This window comes from Pedobacter sp., assembly GCF_965227205.1.
GTDB lineage: Bacteria > Bacteroidota > Bacteroidia > Sphingobacteriales > Sphingobacteriaceae > Pedobacter.
The window spans coordinates 2,478,068-2,494,844 of the sequence record NZ_OZ245727.1; the positions used below are offsets into that span (position 1 = coordinate 2,478,068).

A 16,777-nucleotide genomic window follows, 5' to 3' on the forward strand; every position below is an offset into this window, starting at 1 on the left:
AAAGCGTTGTAGATATCTCCACAACGCTTTCTAATGAGATTGCCACATCTCGAAGAAAAATCGAGATTCGCAATGACGGTTATTAAGTTAAGGCCAAACGCCTAAGTTCATGTACGAAACTGCAATTTTATCGATTGAATTAACAAAAGCTGCTGTTCTTAAAGTCTGTGTACCAGGTTTTGCTTTCAAAGTTTCACGAATTTCGTGGTACGAATGAATCATGGTATCTTCTAAACCAGAGTTTACCAATTCCATTTCAGATGCACCTTTAACAATCATTAAGCGGTGTTCTGGAAGAATGGTTTTACCTGTTAAGTTTTCTAAAGTAGCAATTAAGTTTGCGTTTGAGTTAGCTGCATAACGGTTTTCCATACGTCCGAATGCTACGTGAGAAAGGTTTTTTAACCACTCGAAATACGATACTGTAACACCACCAGCATTGCAATACATATCTGGAATAATGATACCACCCATTTCAGTAAAAATAGCCTCAGCTTCTGGAGTAGTTGGTCCGTTTGCACCTTCAGCAATAATTTTTGCTTTAATGTTACGGATGTTAAGTTCAGTAAACTGGTTTTCTAAAGCCGCCGGAACGATGATATCGCAATCTTGCTCTAAACCTTCCATTGAGTTTTTGAAATCGGTAGCGCCCGGGAAACCTAAAATTGAACCAGTGTTTTTACGGTGAGCAAAAACTTCATCAACATTTAAGCCGTTTGCATTGTAGATTGCGCCCTCAAATTCGCACAAACCAACAATTGTTGCACCAAATTCTGCTAAGAATTTAGCCGAGTGATAACCTACGTTACCTAAACCTTGAACAATTACGCGTTTATCGCCTAAACCAGCCTTTAAGCCAATTTTAGCCATATCTTCTGCAACTTCTACACATTCGCGTACTGCGTAAGCAACACCACGACCAGTAGCTTCTTTACGTCCGCGGATACCATGTAAAGCGATTGGCTTACCAGTTACACAACCTAATGCATCTAACTGACCAGGATTCATGGTCATATAAGTATCTGCAATCCAGCTCATTTCGCGTTCGCCCGATCCGTAATCTGGAGCAGGAACATCGATACCAGGACCTATAAAATTCTTTTTGATTAACTCTGTAGTGTAACGACGAGTAATGGTTTCTAACTCAGCTACGCTATATTGTTTAGTATTGATTTTGATACCGCCTTTTGCACCTCCGAATGGTACGTTTACGATAGCACATTTGTATGTCATTAAGGCTGCAAGTGCCATCACCTCGTCTTCGTTAACCATTTCGCTGTAACGAATACCACCTTTTGTTGGACTCATGTGGTGCGAGTGCTCTACACGCCATGCATCGATAACTTCAAAACCGTTTCCTCTGCGAATTGGGAATTGGAAACGATACACACTATTACACGCTTTAATCTGGTTCAATAAACCTTCAGGGTGATTGGTGAATTGAGCCGCACTGTCAAAGTTCTTACAAACATCTGCAAAGAACTTGTTCTCGTCTGCTAGATTAGCCATTTTTTATTTTTTATGAATTAAGTATGCCGCAAAATTGCCTAAAAAAACCGCATATATCCAAATGAAAAAACACTTAGTGTATAGCCAACACCAATCTAAAACAGTTCAAAAAATAGCTTTAAACAGTTTAAACTTAGTTTTTAGGTAAGTTTTCTTTTTCTATTTTTTTTAATCTTTTATCGATAGAAAATAGATATGCCAGTAAACCAATCAAAATTATAACAATGCAAGCTACTACAACGTAAATTTTGCCATCACTACGTAGCGTATCGGCCATTTCTACACCGTTATTTTGAGCGAATAATTGTATAGTTGTTGACATTAATATGAGTGAGAATAATATCTTTTTCATTTTGATTCTGTTGTGTGTTGGTGTTGAAATGTTTTAATGTTGAGAGGTTGAAATGTTGTAATGTTCAGTGCAATTGAATATTGGGTAAATTTAAGCTTTGGCCTTTCAGCTTTAGTTTTTAATTATGCTGTTGCTTGTTTTCCAATGAACGCAATCTGAAACGGATAGTGTAAACCCAGTAGCCAATTAATATCCAGCCTAAACATGCGGGATAAAATACCATTCGCATTCTACTGTCTAAATCGTAACTATTGAAACCAGGATTACCACCATTGCCTGGGTGTAAAGAATCTTTTAAACGTGGTAAAACGAAAAGTAAAACCACCATCATCGGGAAAGCGAAAATATTGTAAATAGCCGAAATTTTGGCTCTTTTTTGTTCTTCATCTATCGCATTGCGAAGAATTAAATAAGCAAAATAAAGCAGGACGGAAATTGCTGCAAAATTTTGTTTTGGGTCGAAACTCCAGAACTGGCCCCATGTATATTTAGCCCAAATGGCACCAGTAACCAAACCAAGTAATCCGAAAATGATACCTGCGTTTACGCTTTCTACCGCTTTCATATCATCAATTTCACTTTTTGAACTTAAAGATTTTATGCTGTAAAAAACAGAAATAGAGAACAATACAATCATTGCAAACCACATGGGTACGTGGAAATACAGATTTCTAATTGTTTCGTTTAAAATAGGCAATCTCGGTACGCCAAGTAATAAACCTGCAATTGCAGTATAAATTACCAAAACTGAACCTAAAATTTTCCACCAAGTTTTATTCATTATTTTTTGTTGTTTAGTTATTGGTTATTTGGTTGTTTAGTTCCGTTATCCATTTTACATCTTCCATTTACTTAATCTCTCCAAAGGTAAGGAAATAACAATAATGAGGTTGCAACGGTTAATACATTTACCAAGAACAACATTCCGATTTCGTCGTAACTATTCTCCCAAGGCAAGCCATCAACCGCATTTTTAGCCAGTTTTATTAAAAGTATAAGTACCGGAATGATAATTGGAAAACTTAAAATCGCCATCAACATTCCACCGTTACCAGCTTTACTAGCAATGGCAGAAACCATTGTAAAAACCGTTGAAAAGCTGACGCTTCCCATCACTACTGCAACGTAATACAGAAGCAAATCTGGAGGTGTAAAAGAATCAAAAACCAATGTATAGAATCCCAATGCAATGGTTGTTAAAACCAGCATCAACAGGATATTATAAACTGTTTTTGAGATTAAAACCGCAGCCGGACTCGCCAAAACATAACTGTATAGTTGCTGACCTTTAGTTTCTTGCAGAAAGCTTTTCGATACACCATTAATTGATGCAAAGAGTATAATTATCCAGAATAACGCGTTCCAGGCAAGTTTATCGCCAAGACTTACAAACGATAAATAGCATGTAAAAATGGTAGAAACTACATATAGTAATACGCCATTGACGGTATATTTGGAACGCCACTCTAACAGTACTTCCTTGTGGATTAAATATTTAACCTCTTTGGCCAGTTGCATAACCGCAAAGATACTTTTATTGGTAAATATTGCGAGAGTAAATTGTTGGATTGTTGTAATATTGTAATCAGATTTACGATTTTAGATTTAAATTCTCACAAAATAATTTTTAGCCGCAGATTAACAGATTATTTGATAGTATTGAATCAGATAATAAAAACAAAATCTGAGAATCTGTGGCTCGCTAATGGAAAATCGCTACACATCAACTATAGAATCGCCAATTGGCAAAATAACCATCTTAGCTGATGATGATTTTGTGTATGCCGTAACTTTTTCAGAAGAAGACATTAATGGATTAGCTGAAAACGAATTAACAAAGACCGTTGCAAAGCAATTAGAAGATTATTTTGTTGGCAACTTAAAAGAATTTAATTTCCCAATCAAACAGAAAGGCACTGAATTTCAGCAAGATGTTTGGCAGAATTTATTGACTATTCCATACGGTGAAACAACTTCATACGCGAAATTTTCGGCACACAATCCCTTAGCGATTAGAGCAATTGCCGCAGCCAATGGTAAAAACAATATTGCAATCGTAATTCCTTGCCACAGAGTGATTGGAAGCAACGGAAAATTAGTTGGCTACGCTGGCGGTTTATGGCGGAAACAATGGCTGCTACAACACGAAAGAGAAGTTGCTCAAAAAGGACAAACAGAACTTAAATTTTAAATTATATCTTGAAGATGACATCAGAAAAAGCCGATACAACAAACTTTTTGAAAGCAATACGTTTAATTAATATAGAAAATGATGCGTGCAGTTTCGAAGTTGGCAAAATTCCTGTGCTACAAAACATCAATGCTACCTATTTCTTTGCAAAAAACGATATTGCGTTACAGCATAGCCCACATCCCGCACCTCGGAAGCAATATGTAATTACTACAAAGGGTAAACTCAAATTCTCCGTTACCAATGGGCACAGTTTTATCATCGAACCAGGAATCATTTTAATAGCTGCAGATACTTTAGGCAATGGTCACACCTGGGAAATTATTGATGGCAATGAATGGGAAAGAATTTATATCCCAATAAATGATGATTGTGATGATTATTTTATCGCAGATTGATTTCTAAAAAAACCAGCTTTTCAAACTATTCGTAAATAACACCAAACCTTTTGGATGTTATGAAAACGATTTGCACCATATTATTAGTTTTTGCTAGCTTTTTTCCGGCCGAAAAAAATACGCCTGTAAATAAGTTAGATCTTAAAAAATACTCAGGCACATGGTATTCCTTGTATTCTATCCCAACCATATTTGATAAAGGAAGTAGAGAAACAACAACTAAATATACACTGAATAAAGATGGCTATTATAATGTTTTAACAACTTATAAAAAACCTAATGATGAGAAAGTTTATTCAAGAAACTCAAAAATGTTTCCTTCTGAAGATGGAAATAACGGAGAATTGCAAGCACAGTTTATCTGGCCTATTAAGGTTGATTATTGGATTATAGAACTCGCTGATGATTATTCTTACGTAGTAGTTGGTCATCCAGACCATAAATTTTTATTCATCATGAGTCGTAACCAGACAATGCCAAAGAAAACTCACGATGAAATTGTTGCCCGTTGTAAAGCTAAAGGTTATGAGGTAAGTAAATTGACTTCTCAGTTTAAAGATTAGAATTTGCAGCTATTTTTTCGCCTCTTTTTGTACTGAAAAGCAGAAATAACACACCAACTAAAAACACTATCCATCCCCATTGGAAGTGAACAACTTTGCCAATTAATTTATTTGCAAAACCATATTTAGTGTAATTATTTGCGGTAAAATATACTGCAACAACAGCCAAAACATACCATATCGTCATTACAAAACTTATAAACCTGAATGCTCCAGCTTTTCTGATAAAAAGAAAAAGAACAGCAATTGCAAGTATTGCATAGGTTATGATGAACAAACGAGGATCAGATTGATAAAGATTCCAGTTTCCCTTAATTGGCACCTTTAACATAGGCGAAAAACTTGCGATAATACCAAGTAAAATCCCCAAATAAGCCCTGAATTTATTTAAAATTAACATATTAGTTTTTTGGATTTTTAGTTGTTTAGTTGTTTAGTTGTTTAGTTGTTTAGTTGTTTAGAATAAACAAAAACTAGCTAACTTGTTTGGCATTTTCTAATGACTAATGACTAATGACTAATGACTAATGACTAATGACTAATGACTAATGACTAACGACTAATGACTAACCTACTGCCCTTCAACAATACCCATTTTCTCAGCGAAGTGAGCACAATAATCGCGTAAATCTTCAACAATTAAAGTTTCATTTGTTGCCTTTAAAAAGCTATCGCCCATAGTTTGTAAAGTTTCGTAGAAGAAACGTTTCATTTCATCAACAGGCATATCTTTTGTCCAAAGATCAACTTTCAAAGTATTTTTATAGTTGTGATCCCAAACCGATAAAAACATTGCCTTTGCCGGTACTTTATCAGCATTTTCAGAATCAGTACTTTCCCAAAGAATATTATCCGGGTTGTTCCCCTCATCTAACTCAACTGTTAATTTTATTTCTGCTGTTTTCATATAATCATTTCACAGATTAATTCGATTTAAAAGATTAATCTGTATTATTTTATTTTTACGGTTGCAAAGATGCAGATTTAAATAAACACTTAATCTCAGACTTAGATTACTTTTTGTAAAATTACCATCAAGATTACAGTGATAACAATAAAAATTGATTCTACAATCCAGATTCTTTTCAAATCTTTTAACGTAAAACGGAAAACTAAATCGGTAATAAAAGTAACCAGAATCAGGCAGCCTAATATCAATAAGTAAAAACCACTCATATCAATTTGCTTTGGTGCATTACTCTTTGAGCTAAAGATATTTACAACAACCAAGCCCAAACTAATTGCACTGATGATATTTAAAGGCGTAATTCTGAGTTTCATTACTTACTTTTTCTTATCGAAACGTTTACCTTTTTTAAAACTTTTAACTGCTTTTCCGGCCTTTGCTTTCGCTTTATCTCTTTCTCTTTGTTCTATAACTTTTGCATTCTTCTTTTCGTGGAAGGCACCTTTAAAATCAGGATCTTCCTTACGTTTCTGCAAATCGATTTCGCGGGCAATATGCTGGCGTTCCTCATAAGGCGTTTCATCAATGTAAACTCCTTCCGGGATTTCTGTTACCGGAATATACTGACGGATTAATTTCTCAATTTTACGGATGTAATATTTTTCAGCTTCAGTAGCAAAAGTGATGGCATCGCCTTTGGCAAAAGCTCTTCCTGTTCTACCAATTCTGTGCACATAATCCTCTATAATAATTGGCACATCGAAATTAATAACGTGGCTCACATCACTCACATCAATTCCACGACTAGCTACATCGGTGGCTACCAAAACACGAATATTTCCTTCTTTAAAACTATTGATGGAATTAATTCTGGTATTTTGACCTTTATTTGCATGGATTACACGAACATTTTCTGCTCCATATCTACGCTCAATAAAACTGAAAATATTATCGGCAACGCTTTTCGTTTTGCAAAAAATAATTAAGCGGGTAAATGCTTCATCATTCTTTAAAAGATGCTGCAGTAAATTAATTTTTGTTTTGAAATTTGGAACGTAGTATAAAGCCTGCGTTACATTAGCCGCCGGTGTAGCCTGCGCAGAAGCCTCGATTACCAATGGATTATTCAAGAAATCTCCTGCTATCTTCTGAACCAGTTCGCTCATTGTAGCCGAGAAAAGCAAATTTTGGCGTTTGCGTGGAACGATTTCCAAAATTCTATGGATAGAACCAATAAAGCCCATATCCATCATTTTATCAGCTTCATCTAACACTAAAAATTTTAAACTTTGAGTGTTAATGTCACCTGCTAAATATAAATCAAGAAATCTTCCCGGCGTTGCAATTAAAATATCAATGCCTTTTGCAATTTGCTCTTTCTGTGTTTTCGGACCAATACCACCAAATATTACTAATGAACGTAAATCGGTATAAGTAGAGAATAATTTAACTTGCTCGGCAATTTGCATAGCCAGTTCTCTTGTTGGCGATAAAATTAAAGCTCTGGGATTTTCACCTTGTGCATATTTTAACTGCATCAAAATTGGCAAAACGAATGCTGCTGTTTTACCAGTTCCGGTTTCTGCTATTCCGAAAATATCCTGTCCGGATAAAACCGGAGCGATTGCTTTTTCCTGAATCGGAGTGGCAACAGTATAACCTGCATCGGCAACTGCATTTAAAATTTGCCTGTTTAACTTAAATTCTTCGAACGATTTCGCCATAGCGCACAAAGATAGGCATAATGGTTGAGGGTTTGAATTAGTACAGTGTTGAAAGTTTAGTGTTCAAAGTTTAAGGTTAGAGCTTTATACTTAAACAAAGGACAATTAAAACTTCATTTTCTGTATTCTTACCGCATTTAAAATCGCTAACAATGCTACGCCAACATCAGCAAAAACAGCTTCCCACATGGTTGCTATACCACCTGCGCCTAAAATTAAAACCAAAGCTTTTACCGAAAATGCTAAAACAATGTTTTGAATTACAACCTTTTTGGTTGCCTTACCTATTTTAATTGCCGTTACAATTTTCGAAGGTTGGTCGGTTTGAATCACAACATCGGCGGTTTCAATCGCTGCATCACTCCCCATCGCTCCCATTGCTATACCAATATCGCTAATTGCCAAAACTGGTGTATCATTTATGCCATCGCCAACAAAAGCCACAATATTTAATTTATCTTTTTTCAGCTCTTCAAGCTTACTTACCTTATCCTGAGGTAGTAAATCGCCAAAATAAGTATCAATACCTAAAACGCCTGCCACTTTTTTAACGATAGAAGTTTTGTCGCCACTAAGCATTACAACTTGTTTAATGCCAATAGCATGGAGTTTTTTCACTGCATCGGCAGAATCCTCTTTGATTTCATCAGCGATTAAAACATAACCTGCATACTTTTCATCAACAGCAACAACAACAATGCTCTCTACTAATTCTTTAATTTTTAAATCGTAATCAATATTAAATTTTTCCAGAAGTTTAACATTTCCAGCTAGTACTTCTTTGCCATTAACGGTTCCTTGCAATCCCATTCCAGCAATTTCCTTTATATTTTCTGCCGAATGAATTGCATTATCGCCATTATATTCTACAATGGCTTTTGCAATTGGATGAGTTGACTTAGCTTCAACGGAAACCAAATAACTCAAAAAATCGGCCTCACTAATATTACTTTCTATTTTCTGAACTTTAAAAACACCTTTAGTCAGCGTTCCGGTTTTATCCATTACAACGGTGTTCAACTTGGTAATTAAATCTAAAAAGTTAGAACCTTTAAACAATATGCCATTTGCAGAAGCTGCGCCAATGCCGCCAAAATAGCCTAGCGGGATAGAAATGACTAAAGCGCATGGACAAGAAATAACAAGAAATACCAGCGAACGGTATAACCAGGTTTGAAAATGATATTCGCTGCCTAAAACCAAAATTGGGATGGTTACTAATGCCAATGCTAAAAAGAAAACTATTGGCGTATAAATCTTCGCAAACTTGCGGATGAATAATTCAGTTTTAGCTTTGCGGGTTGTGGCATTTTGAACCATTTCCAAAATCCGGGAAAGCGTACTATCGGCAAAGGCTTTGGTAACTTTTAGTTCTATAACCGAATCTAGATTTAACATGCCTGCTAAAACATTTTCGCCTTTGTTAATGGTTTTAGGTTTGCTTTCGCCTGTTAAAGCTGCCGTATCAAAACTGTTTTTTTCTGATAATAATTCACCATCTAAAGGAATTTTCTCGCCTGCTTTAATTTGTATGGTTTCTCCAATTTCTACCTTTTCAGGATTTACATTTTCATATTTTCCATTTCTGAAAACATGAGCCACATTTGCCCTAACATCGAGCAATGCTGATATATTCCTCTTGGCTCTATTTACAGCAGCCATTTGGAAAAGTTCGCCAATGGTATAAAAAAGCATTACCGTAACACCTTCAGGATATTCGCCAATGGCAAAAGCGCCAATTGTAGCGATTGACATTAAAGAAAATTCAGTAAAAAATTCTTTAGCCTTAAACGTTTCCCAAACTTCTTGCAAAACCGGAATGCCAACCGGCAAATAAGCCAAAATGTACCAGTAAGGTCTTATTATTTTAAAAGCTTCAACTTTAAAAACACTATCAAAAGCGATTCCAATAAGCAACATTGTAAACGTTACAATTGCTGGCAAGTAGGTTTTAAATGCTGATGGATCGCCACCATGATCGTGATCATGTTCATCGCCATCAGCGTGACTATGCTCATGATTATGTTTATGCGCTTTACTTGAGCAACAGCTATCTTCTTTATCGTGGGAATGACTCATTAGAATATATATTTATTTGAAAAGCAATGCCAAAAGCTTTTCGGCTTAATTGTTCCCGCCATTATTTCTCCCGATTTTAAATCGGAAGCACTTTGTCGGATTTGGGTGGCACAAATAGCAGCACTATCAAAAGTAAAATAAACCCGACAGAAGCGAAAATACTTTTGGCAAAACTTACGAAGTTCACACTTACTGATGTTTATTAAACTTTGTAAACTCGATGAGCCAAAAGATTGCAGCAAATGGCGGGACTGAAAAATCAAATGAAATACTAAACAATCATTTTCAAATTTTGTATTACTAAAAAGACTATTTTATCGAAATTAGTAATTATCTTTAATCATTATTAATAACGATTTTTTTTGATAGCACACAATAAATTATGTTAAAAAATGTTAATAGTGTACTAAGATTTAAAAATGATGAAATCCATAAAGTTCCATTTCTCTCCAAGCGAATTCTTAAGACGACTTGGTTTGACAAAAATCTACTACTGGTTTAACAAGTAATATTTATAATATATTGTTTCAGTATTAATTAGTATTTCATAAATTTCGCACAAATACTAACTTATTTAAGCGAATGAAATACCAAGATTTGAAAAGATATTTTGCAGCACTAGGCATAGTTGCGGCGGGCTTTTCTGCAAATGCGCAAGCACCAAAAAAATATATCGACCCTGCTAACATGGATTTATCTGTTAAGCCAGGCGACGATTTCTATCAGTACGCAAGTGGTACGTGGATAAAAAACAACCCTGTTCCGGCAAAAGAAACACGCTGGGGTTCGTTTAACGAACTTCGTGATTTCAATATTAATGCCGTAAAATCTCTTGTTGAAGAAGCAGCGGCAGATAAAACTGCACCTGCCGGCTCAGTAAAACGTAGAGTTGGAGATTTCTTTGCCGCAGCAATGGACACTGTAACCATCGAAAAATTAGGTTACACACCAATTAAAGGCGACTTAGATAGAATTAAGAAAGTTAAAGACATTCAGGGCATTTTGGATGAAGCGGCGTACATGCGTGTAAATGGCATAGGCGGCTCGATGTTTAGTGTTGGTGTTGGGCAGGACCGTAAAAACGTTAACAAATACATGGTTAACATTGGTCAGGGTGGAACTACTTTGCCAGATCGTGATTATTATTTGAAAGACGATAGCCGTAGTGTTAAAATCCGCGAAGCGTATAATACTTACATGACTACCCTTTTTAGCTTAACAGGTAACACTGCTGAAGTTGCGAAACAAAAAGCAGAAACGGTTTTCAAAATTGAAAAACAATTTGCTGAAGCGCAAATGAGCCGTTTAGAAATGCGTGATCCTTATGCTACTTATAATAAATTGACTGTAGCTGAATTAAGCAAAAAAACACCTGATATTAACTGGTCAACTTATTTACCAAAATTTGGTATTAAAGGGCAAGATACTGTTTTGGTTTCTTCGCCTAAATTTTTGGCAAGTGTAGATGGTATGCTAAAATCAGTTTCTGTAGCGGATTGGAAAACTTATTTAGAGTGGAATGTTTTAAAAAGTTCTGCAGGAAGTCTGAGTTCACCATTTGTTAAAGCAAGTTTTGCTTTTACACAAGCACAAACCGGACAAAAAGTACAAACACCACGTTGGCAACGCATGTCGTCTTTAACGGATGGCACAATTGGCGAATTATTAGGTCAGCTTTATGTTGCTAAATATTTCAAACCTGAAGCAAAAGCACGTATGGATGCAATGATTGTAAACTTGCGTAAAGCTTTCGAAATCAGAATTAAAGGTTTAGAGTGGATGAGTGCTGAAACTAAAACTAAGGCGCTTGAAAAACTTGCAGCTTTCGAACCAAAAGTTGGTTACACTACTAAATGGGAAACTTACACAGGCTTAAACATTAACAAAGCAACTTACTTCCAAAATTTACGTAATGCAAGCGTTTGGGGATACAATGAGAACGTAAACAGATTAGGTAAACCGGTAGATCGTACTCGTTTCGGTATGACGCCGCCAACTGTTAATGCTTCTTACAGTCCAACAATGAACTCAATTACTTTCCCTGCCGGAATTTTACAGTTTCCATTCTTCGACCCAAATGCTGATGATGCTTTAAACTATGGCGGTATTGGTGCTGTAATTGGTCATGAAATGAGCCACGGTTTTGATGATAGTGGAAGCCAGTACGATGCAAAAGGTAACTTAAAAAACTGGTGGACAGCAGAAGATAAAGCAAAATTTGATGCAAAAACAAAAGCATTAGGTGAGCAGTTTGATGCATACACTGTTTTAGATACAATTCATGTCATCGGTAAATTAACAATGGGCGAAAACATTGGAGATTTAGGTGGCTTAAACGCAGCTTATACTGCCTTCAAAATGACTAAACAAGGTCAGAGTAACGAAAAAATTGATGGTTTTACACCAGACCAACGTTTCTTTTTAGCTTGGGCACAAGTTTGGAGAGGTAATATTTTACCAGAAAGTGCTGCTCAGTTAATTAAAACCGACCCACACTCTCCTGGTCCGTATCGTACAATTGGTGCACCTGTAAATATGGATGCATGGTATACTGCTTTCGATGTAAAACCTGGCGATAAACTTTATAAAAAACCAGAAGATAGAATTAGAATGTGGTAGTTTGAGTTTTAAAAATCGTATATTTAATAATCAAATATTCGGTAAGATTTTTTTCATCCCTAAGAGGAATATCAAACCTATAATTAAAACGTCCCGAAAATCGGGACGTTTTTTTTTGCCAATTCGATACAAACACAATCTATTTCTTAATTATCATTTTATCTTTGAAAAGAATAAAATCACCATATGAAAGTTGTATCTAAAATATTTTTTGCATTTAGTTTATTAATTGGTTTAAATGTTTCGGCGCAGAATACGCTGATAAGCCTTGATAAATTAATTAATAAAACAGACCCAGCCTGGCCTTTAGTTCAAAAATGGATTGATTCGGCAAAAAACAAGGTTGAAGTTTTACCCGTTGATACAGCAAAAGCAAACCGGGTTTTGTATAATGCACAAATGACAACTTATGCTACACTTGGTTCTGTAATTTATAACACCGGTGGTATTATGGTAGATAATGGTTGGATTAGAATTTTAGGTTCTGGCAGTGAGCGTTTAACCAGAGATGTTGCCGAATGGAATAAGGGGAAAACAATTAAAGAATATGGCGATAATGTTCCCTATCTTTTAGTTGCCGATGATGCAATTGGAGGTTTTTTTGCCATTAATTACGGGGGGTTAGGCAAAGATGTTAAAAACATGTATTACTTAGAACCAAATAGTTTAACATGGCAACCATTAGGTGCAGGTTATGGGGAGTTTCTTATCTTCTGCTTTGATAGCGACCTTTCTAAGTTTTACAAAGGATTACGATGGAATACCTGGAATCAATTTATTGGGAATCTGGAAGATACAAAAACCTACAGTTTCAGACCATATTTATGGGAAGCCGGAACTGATATAGAAAAATGTACCCGAAAATTGGTTGGAATTGAAGAAATGTATCGTTTTAATATCATGAAATCGAAAGAACTAAATGCTGACAAAGGCATTAAAAAGGACGATTCAAAGCAGTAATCTAATCTATTTAAGTGTATTTTGCTTGAGTTTTCTTTGGTAATTTAGCAAGTACCAAAGCTCGAGATTCAGCAACTCTTTCTTTTAATTCTTTATCGTTTAAAACATCCAGATTTTCAATTTGAATCCACTGTCGTTTTGCTAAATGGTAGGCCTGTGCAATTCCGTCTCTCGCTGTTAACGCATCAAAATCATCCGGATTACATTTTATAGAAAAGCGGCTTCCAGTATCGATATCTGCAATAACAAAGATTTTCTGTTCAATCATAAAACATAAATGGTCCCATTTCATGCCCTCGGTTGTACCAGGTAGACTTAAACAATATTCTCTGAAAGATTCGATGTCCATTTTTGGGTTTAGGGTTTAAGGTTTAAGGTTTAAGGTAAACAAATACAAATTTCACTATGTTTGCGTTGGATACGAAAATAACAATTCTACACAAGAATCCTTAAATCCAATAATCATTTTAATCCTGGTCAAAATCCATTAATCCTGCTCCAAAATACTTGCTATGAATATTATTACTCCAACTGCTGATGGTTCGAATACTTTATATAATGAAACAATTGGTGAACATTACCATAGCAAACATGGAGCGTTACAAGAAAGCAAACACGTTTTTATAGATGCCGGATTAAAGTTTGCTTCAGCAGGCAAATCAGAAATTTCGATTTTTGAAGTTGGTTTTGGCACTGGCTTAAACTTTATTTTAAGTTTAGAATATTGCATAAAAAACAACATAAAACTAAATTATACTAGCTTGGAAGCTTTCCCATTAACGGTTGATGTTTTAAATCAAACAGGCTACAAAGCCTTTGTATCAGATGAAATCTGGGATAGTTTTATTTCTAATTATGAAGCAAGCTTGAATGGTATTCAGACTTTATCTTCGCTTTGCAGTTTGGAAATTCCACACATCACATTAGCGGATTTTAAAACTGACCAAAAGTTTGATGTGATTTATTACGATGCATTTTCGGTTCAGCATCAGCCGGAAATGTGGAGCGATGAAATTATAACACATGCCTGCAGTTTCTTAAAACCGGGTGGAACATTTGTTACCTATGCCATTACCGGAAAACTTAAACGAGCAGTGAAAGCGAATAACTTTACTATTGAAAAATTGTCTGGTGCACCAGGTAAAAGGGAAATGCTTAGAGCCTTTAAAATGTAAGATGTTTGATTAAAGATGGTTATGAAAACATAGCCAGCTTAGATTTTATTCTGACATTATTTAGACCACTGCCTAAAACCTACGTAACTTTCTGTTGTTAATCCACTATAACATTTCAGATCATGGAGAAAAGAATTTTAGGAAAAACAGATTTAAATATTGCGCCCATTGTATTTGGAGGAAACGTTTTCGGATGGACAATAGACGAAAAAAAATCATTTGAAATTTTAGACCAGTTTATAGAAAACGGTTTTAATTTTATTGATACTGCTGATGTTTATTCGCGTTGGGTGCCCGGAAATAAGGGTGGCGAATCTGAAACGATTATTGGAAATTGGCTAAAAAAACAAAATAAACGCCATGATGTAATTATCGCTACCAAAGTTGGCTCTGATATGGGAAGTGGAAAATCGTTAAAAAAAGATTATATCATTAACCAGATAGAGCATTCACTTTCTCGTTTAAAAACCGATTATATTGATTTATATTTTTCTCATTTTGATGATGAAGTAACACCAGTTGAAGAAACTTTAAGTGCTTATGAAACATTAATAAAAGCTGGAAAAATCCGTTGGATTGGTGCATCAAACTTTTCTGCAGAACGACTGAAAGAATCTTTAGTTTACTCAACCGAGAATAATTTACCACGTTATGAAGTTTATCAACCTGGCTATAATTTATTCGATAGAGAAGAATTTGAGCAAGAACACGAAAAAATTTGTTTAGATGCTGGTCTAGGTGTGGTAACTTATTACTCTTTAGCCAGTGGCTTTTTAACCGGAAAGTACCGTAGTGAAAATGATTTAAATAAAAGTCAACGTGGCGGTGGTATTAAAAAATTCTTAACCGAACGTGGTTACAAAATATTAGATGCGCTTGATGAAGTTGCCGGCAAACACAATGTAGAACAAGCTTCAGTTGCTTTAGCCTGGTTAATTTATCGTCCATCGGTTACAGCTCCGATTGCAAGTGTGACTGATTTGAGTCAGCTAAAATCATTTACAGAAGCTGCAAACTTAAAATTATCACCAGAGGATATTTCACTTTTAGATAAGGCAAGTATATATTAATAGAATAATATTATATTTAAATGCCCGATAATGAAACATTTTTCGGGCATTTTTGTATTAAACAGGATTATCTACAAAATGAAAGACAAACTATCTTTTCTACCCAAATTAGCACTCGTACTATTCTGTTTAATCAGTTTAACTTACGTTGCAATTTTAGGGCAATCGTTATTGGCTCCGTTACTATTTTCTTTTTTAATGGGGATTTTGTTATTACCTGTAGCAAACTTTTTAGAATCCAGATTTAAATTTAAGCGAGGTCTATCATCCATTGTTTCGGTAATAATAATGATTAGCCTTATAGGTGGAATTATCTATTTTTTTGGCAATCAATTGAGTGATTTATGGCAAGATTGGCCTTTGCTCAAAAAAAATGCTGAAGAGTCTTTTACTGAATTAAATAAATGGAGCAAGCATAGCTTTAATTATGATCTTGAAAATACTACATCATATCTAAAAGATAGTACAGAAAAAGCTTTGGCTACAAGTGCTGCAATCGTAGCGACAACTTTGGCAACTTTATCTTCTACCCTACTGTTTTTAGGTTTTACCTTGTTATTTACCTTTTTCATACTTAATTACCGACGCGTACTTTTCACCTTTTTAACTTCAGTTTTTAAAGAAGAACATAAAGAAAAAGTAAGTGAAATTGTTTCTCAAATTCAGTACATCATTAAAAAATACATTATTGGCTTGTTTTTGCAAATGCTGATTGTTACCGTTTTGATGATTGCTGTTTTAAGTTTATTAGGCGTTAAGTACGCTGTTCTTTTAGGTTTAGTTGCGGGTATTTTTAACGTTGTACCGTACTTGGGTATTTTCTTCGCCCTGCTGATTAGCTGTTTAATTACTTTTGCCACTGCCGGAGCCGGTAAAGTTCTACTTGTACTAATTGCTTTTGTTGGTGTTCATGCTATTGATGGAAATATTTTAATGCCTTTAGTGGTTGGCTCAAAAGTTAAAATAAATGCGCTTATTGCATTTATTGGAATTATAGTTGGCGAAATGATTTGGGGAATTTCGGGTATGTTTTTATGCATCCCTTATTTGGCTATGTTGAAAATAATTTTCGATAGAGTTGATACCCTAAAACCTTGGGGTTTGCTGATGGGCGAAGAACACAAACCCGAAAAGAAAAAACGGGTTTATCGACTCACCAAAAAGATTAAATTAGAAGAAAAGGATTAGATTTTTCTTAATGGTTTGGTATTGGTAATTTAGCACTCAATA

The 16,777-nt window shown here is 35.2% G+C and carries 18 protein-coding genes; 8 read left to right on the top strand and 10 right to left on the bottom strand.

The window, feature by feature from the left end; genetic code table 11:
- Nucleotides 1-87: 87 nt before the first annotated feature.
- The 4 genes from ACO05K_RS10385 to ACO05K_RS10400 form a co-directional block, all read right to left on the bottom strand.
- On the bottom strand, nt 88-1,509 hold the full coding sequence (locus ACO05K_RS10385; protein WP_421944373.1) for a Glu/Leu/Phe/Val family dehydrogenase: 1,422 nt from the start codon (nt 1,507-1,509) through the stop codon (nt 88-90).
- Nucleotides 1,510-1,642: 133 nt separating this feature from the next.
- Nucleotides 1,643-1,831: a CcmD family protein gene (locus tag ACO05K_RS10390; protein ID WP_421944374.1), complete on the bottom strand. Its 189-nt coding sequence runs from the start codon at nt 1,829-1,831 to the stop codon at nt 1,643-1,645.
- A 148-nt stretch (nt 1,832-1,979) separates the two neighbouring features.
- Nucleotides 1,980-2,642 (bottom strand): cytochrome c biogenesis protein CcsA, encoded by a 663-nt coding sequence (gene ccsA / locus ACO05K_RS10395; RefSeq protein WP_421944375.1) that lies wholly within the window; start codon nt 2,640-2,642, stop codon nt 1,980-1,982.
- A 71-nt stretch (nt 2,643-2,713) separates the two neighbouring features.
- Nucleotides 2,714-3,379 (bottom strand): heme exporter protein CcmB, encoded by a 666-nt coding sequence (locus ACO05K_RS10400; RefSeq protein ID WP_421944376.1) that lies wholly within the window; start codon nt 3,377-3,379, stop codon nt 2,714-2,716.
- Between the two features lie 187 nt (nt 3,380-3,566).
- On the opposite strand from ACO05K_RS10400, the gene ACO05K_RS10405 reads away from it, so the two are divergent.
- The 3 genes from ACO05K_RS10405 to ACO05K_RS10415 are packed head-to-tail and all read left to right on the top strand — an operon-like array spanning nt 3,567 to nt 5,013.
- A complete protein-coding gene (locus ACO05K_RS10405) occupies nt 3,567-4,052 on the top strand; it encodes a methylated-DNA--[protein]-cysteine S-methyltransferase (RefSeq protein ID WP_421944377.1) in 486 nt (161 codons plus the stop codon).
- A 14-nt stretch (nt 4,053-4,066) separates the two neighbouring features.
- The gene (locus tag ACO05K_RS10410) at nt 4,067-4,450 is read left to right on the top strand and encodes a hypothetical protein (protein ID WP_421944378.1); all 384 of its coding nucleotides are present in this window, start codon (nt 4,067-4,069) and stop codon (nt 4,448-4,450) included.
- A gap of 59 nt (nt 4,451-4,509) precedes the next feature.
- Nucleotides 4,510-5,013, top strand: coding sequence for a lipocalin family protein (locus ACO05K_RS10415; RefSeq protein WP_421944379.1), 504 nt, complete (start codon nt 4,510-4,512; stop codon nt 5,011-5,013).
- Here the strand turns inward: ACO05K_RS10415 and ACO05K_RS10420 are convergent.
- The 5 genes from ACO05K_RS10420 to ACO05K_RS10440 form a co-directional block, all read right to left on the bottom strand.
- Nucleotides 5,003-5,413: a hypothetical protein gene (locus ACO05K_RS10420; protein WP_421944380.1), complete on the bottom strand. Its 411-nt coding sequence runs from the start codon at nt 5,411-5,413 to the stop codon at nt 5,003-5,005. The two genes, ACO05K_RS10415 and ACO05K_RS10420, sit on opposite strands and share 11 nt — an antisense overlap.
- 171 nt (nt 5,414-5,584) lie before the next feature.
- Complete coding sequence (gldC, locus tag ACO05K_RS10425) at nt 5,585-5,920, bottom strand: gliding motility protein GldC (RefSeq protein ID WP_421944381.1); 336 nt, start codon at nt 5,918-5,920, stop codon at nt 5,585-5,587.
- Between the two features lie 101 nt (nt 5,921-6,021).
- Nucleotides 6,022-6,294 carry a hypothetical protein gene (locus ACO05K_RS10430; RefSeq protein ID WP_421944382.1) on the bottom strand — a complete coding sequence of 91 codons (273 nt, stop codon included), beginning with the start codon at nt 6,292-6,294 and terminating at the stop codon, nt 6,022-6,024.
- 3 nt (nt 6,295-6,297) lie between these two features.
- Nucleotides 6,298-7,644 carry a DEAD/DEAH box helicase gene (locus ACO05K_RS10435; RefSeq protein ID WP_421944383.1) on the bottom strand — a complete coding sequence of 449 codons (1,347 nt, stop codon included), beginning with the start codon at nt 7,642-7,644 and terminating at the stop codon, nt 6,298-6,300.
- A gap of 105 nt (nt 7,645-7,749) precedes the next feature.
- Nucleotides 7,750-9,723: a heavy metal translocating P-type ATPase gene (locus ACO05K_RS10440; RefSeq protein ID WP_421944384.1), complete on the bottom strand. Its 1,974-nt coding sequence runs from the start codon at nt 9,721-9,723 to the stop codon at nt 7,750-7,752.
- 582 nt (nt 9,724-10,305) lie between these two features.
- On the opposite strand from ACO05K_RS10440, the gene ACO05K_RS10445 reads away from it, so the two are divergent.
- Together ACO05K_RS10445 and ACO05K_RS10450 are read left to right on the top strand one after the other, a co-directional pair.
- Nucleotides 10,306-12,342, top strand: a complete 2,037-nt coding sequence (locus tag ACO05K_RS10445) for a M13 family metallopeptidase (protein WP_421944385.1) — start codon at nt 10,306-10,308, stop codon at nt 12,340-12,342.
- 186 nt (nt 12,343-12,528) lie between these two features.
- Nucleotides 12,529-13,302 carry a DUF2625 family protein gene (locus tag ACO05K_RS10450; protein ID WP_421944386.1) on the top strand — a complete coding sequence of 258 codons (774 nt, stop codon included), beginning with the start codon at nt 12,529-12,531 and terminating at the stop codon, nt 13,300-13,302.
- A gap of 10 nt (nt 13,303-13,312) precedes the next feature.
- On the opposite strand, the gene ACO05K_RS10455 is transcribed toward ACO05K_RS10450, so the two are convergent.
- Entirely contained in the window at nt 13,313-13,651 is a 339-nt protein-coding gene (locus tag ACO05K_RS10455; RefSeq protein WP_421944387.1) for an MmcQ/YjbR family DNA-binding protein, read from the bottom strand.
- Between the two features lie 163 nt (nt 13,652-13,814).
- Between ACO05K_RS10455 and mnmD the strand changes: the two genes are divergently transcribed.
- From mnmD to ACO05K_RS10470, 3 genes are all read left to right on the top strand, one after another.
- The gene (gene mnmD / locus ACO05K_RS10460; RefSeq protein ID WP_421944388.1) at nt 13,815-14,477 is read left to right on the top strand and encodes a tRNA (5-methylaminomethyl-2-thiouridine)(34)-methyltransferase MnmD; all 663 of its coding nucleotides are present in this window, start codon (nt 13,815-13,817) and stop codon (nt 14,475-14,477) included.
- 122 nt (nt 14,478-14,599) lie between these two features.
- The gene (locus ACO05K_RS10465) at nt 14,600-15,547 is read left to right on the top strand and encodes an aldo/keto reductase (protein WP_421944389.1); all 948 of its coding nucleotides are present in this window, start codon (nt 14,600-14,602) and stop codon (nt 15,545-15,547) included.
- Between the two features lie 30 nt (nt 15,548-15,577).
- A complete protein-coding gene (locus ACO05K_RS10470; protein ID WP_421944390.1) occupies nt 15,578-16,735 on the top strand; it encodes an AI-2E family transporter in 1,158 nt (385 codons plus the stop codon).
- Nucleotides 16,736-16,777 lie beyond the last annotated feature (42 nt).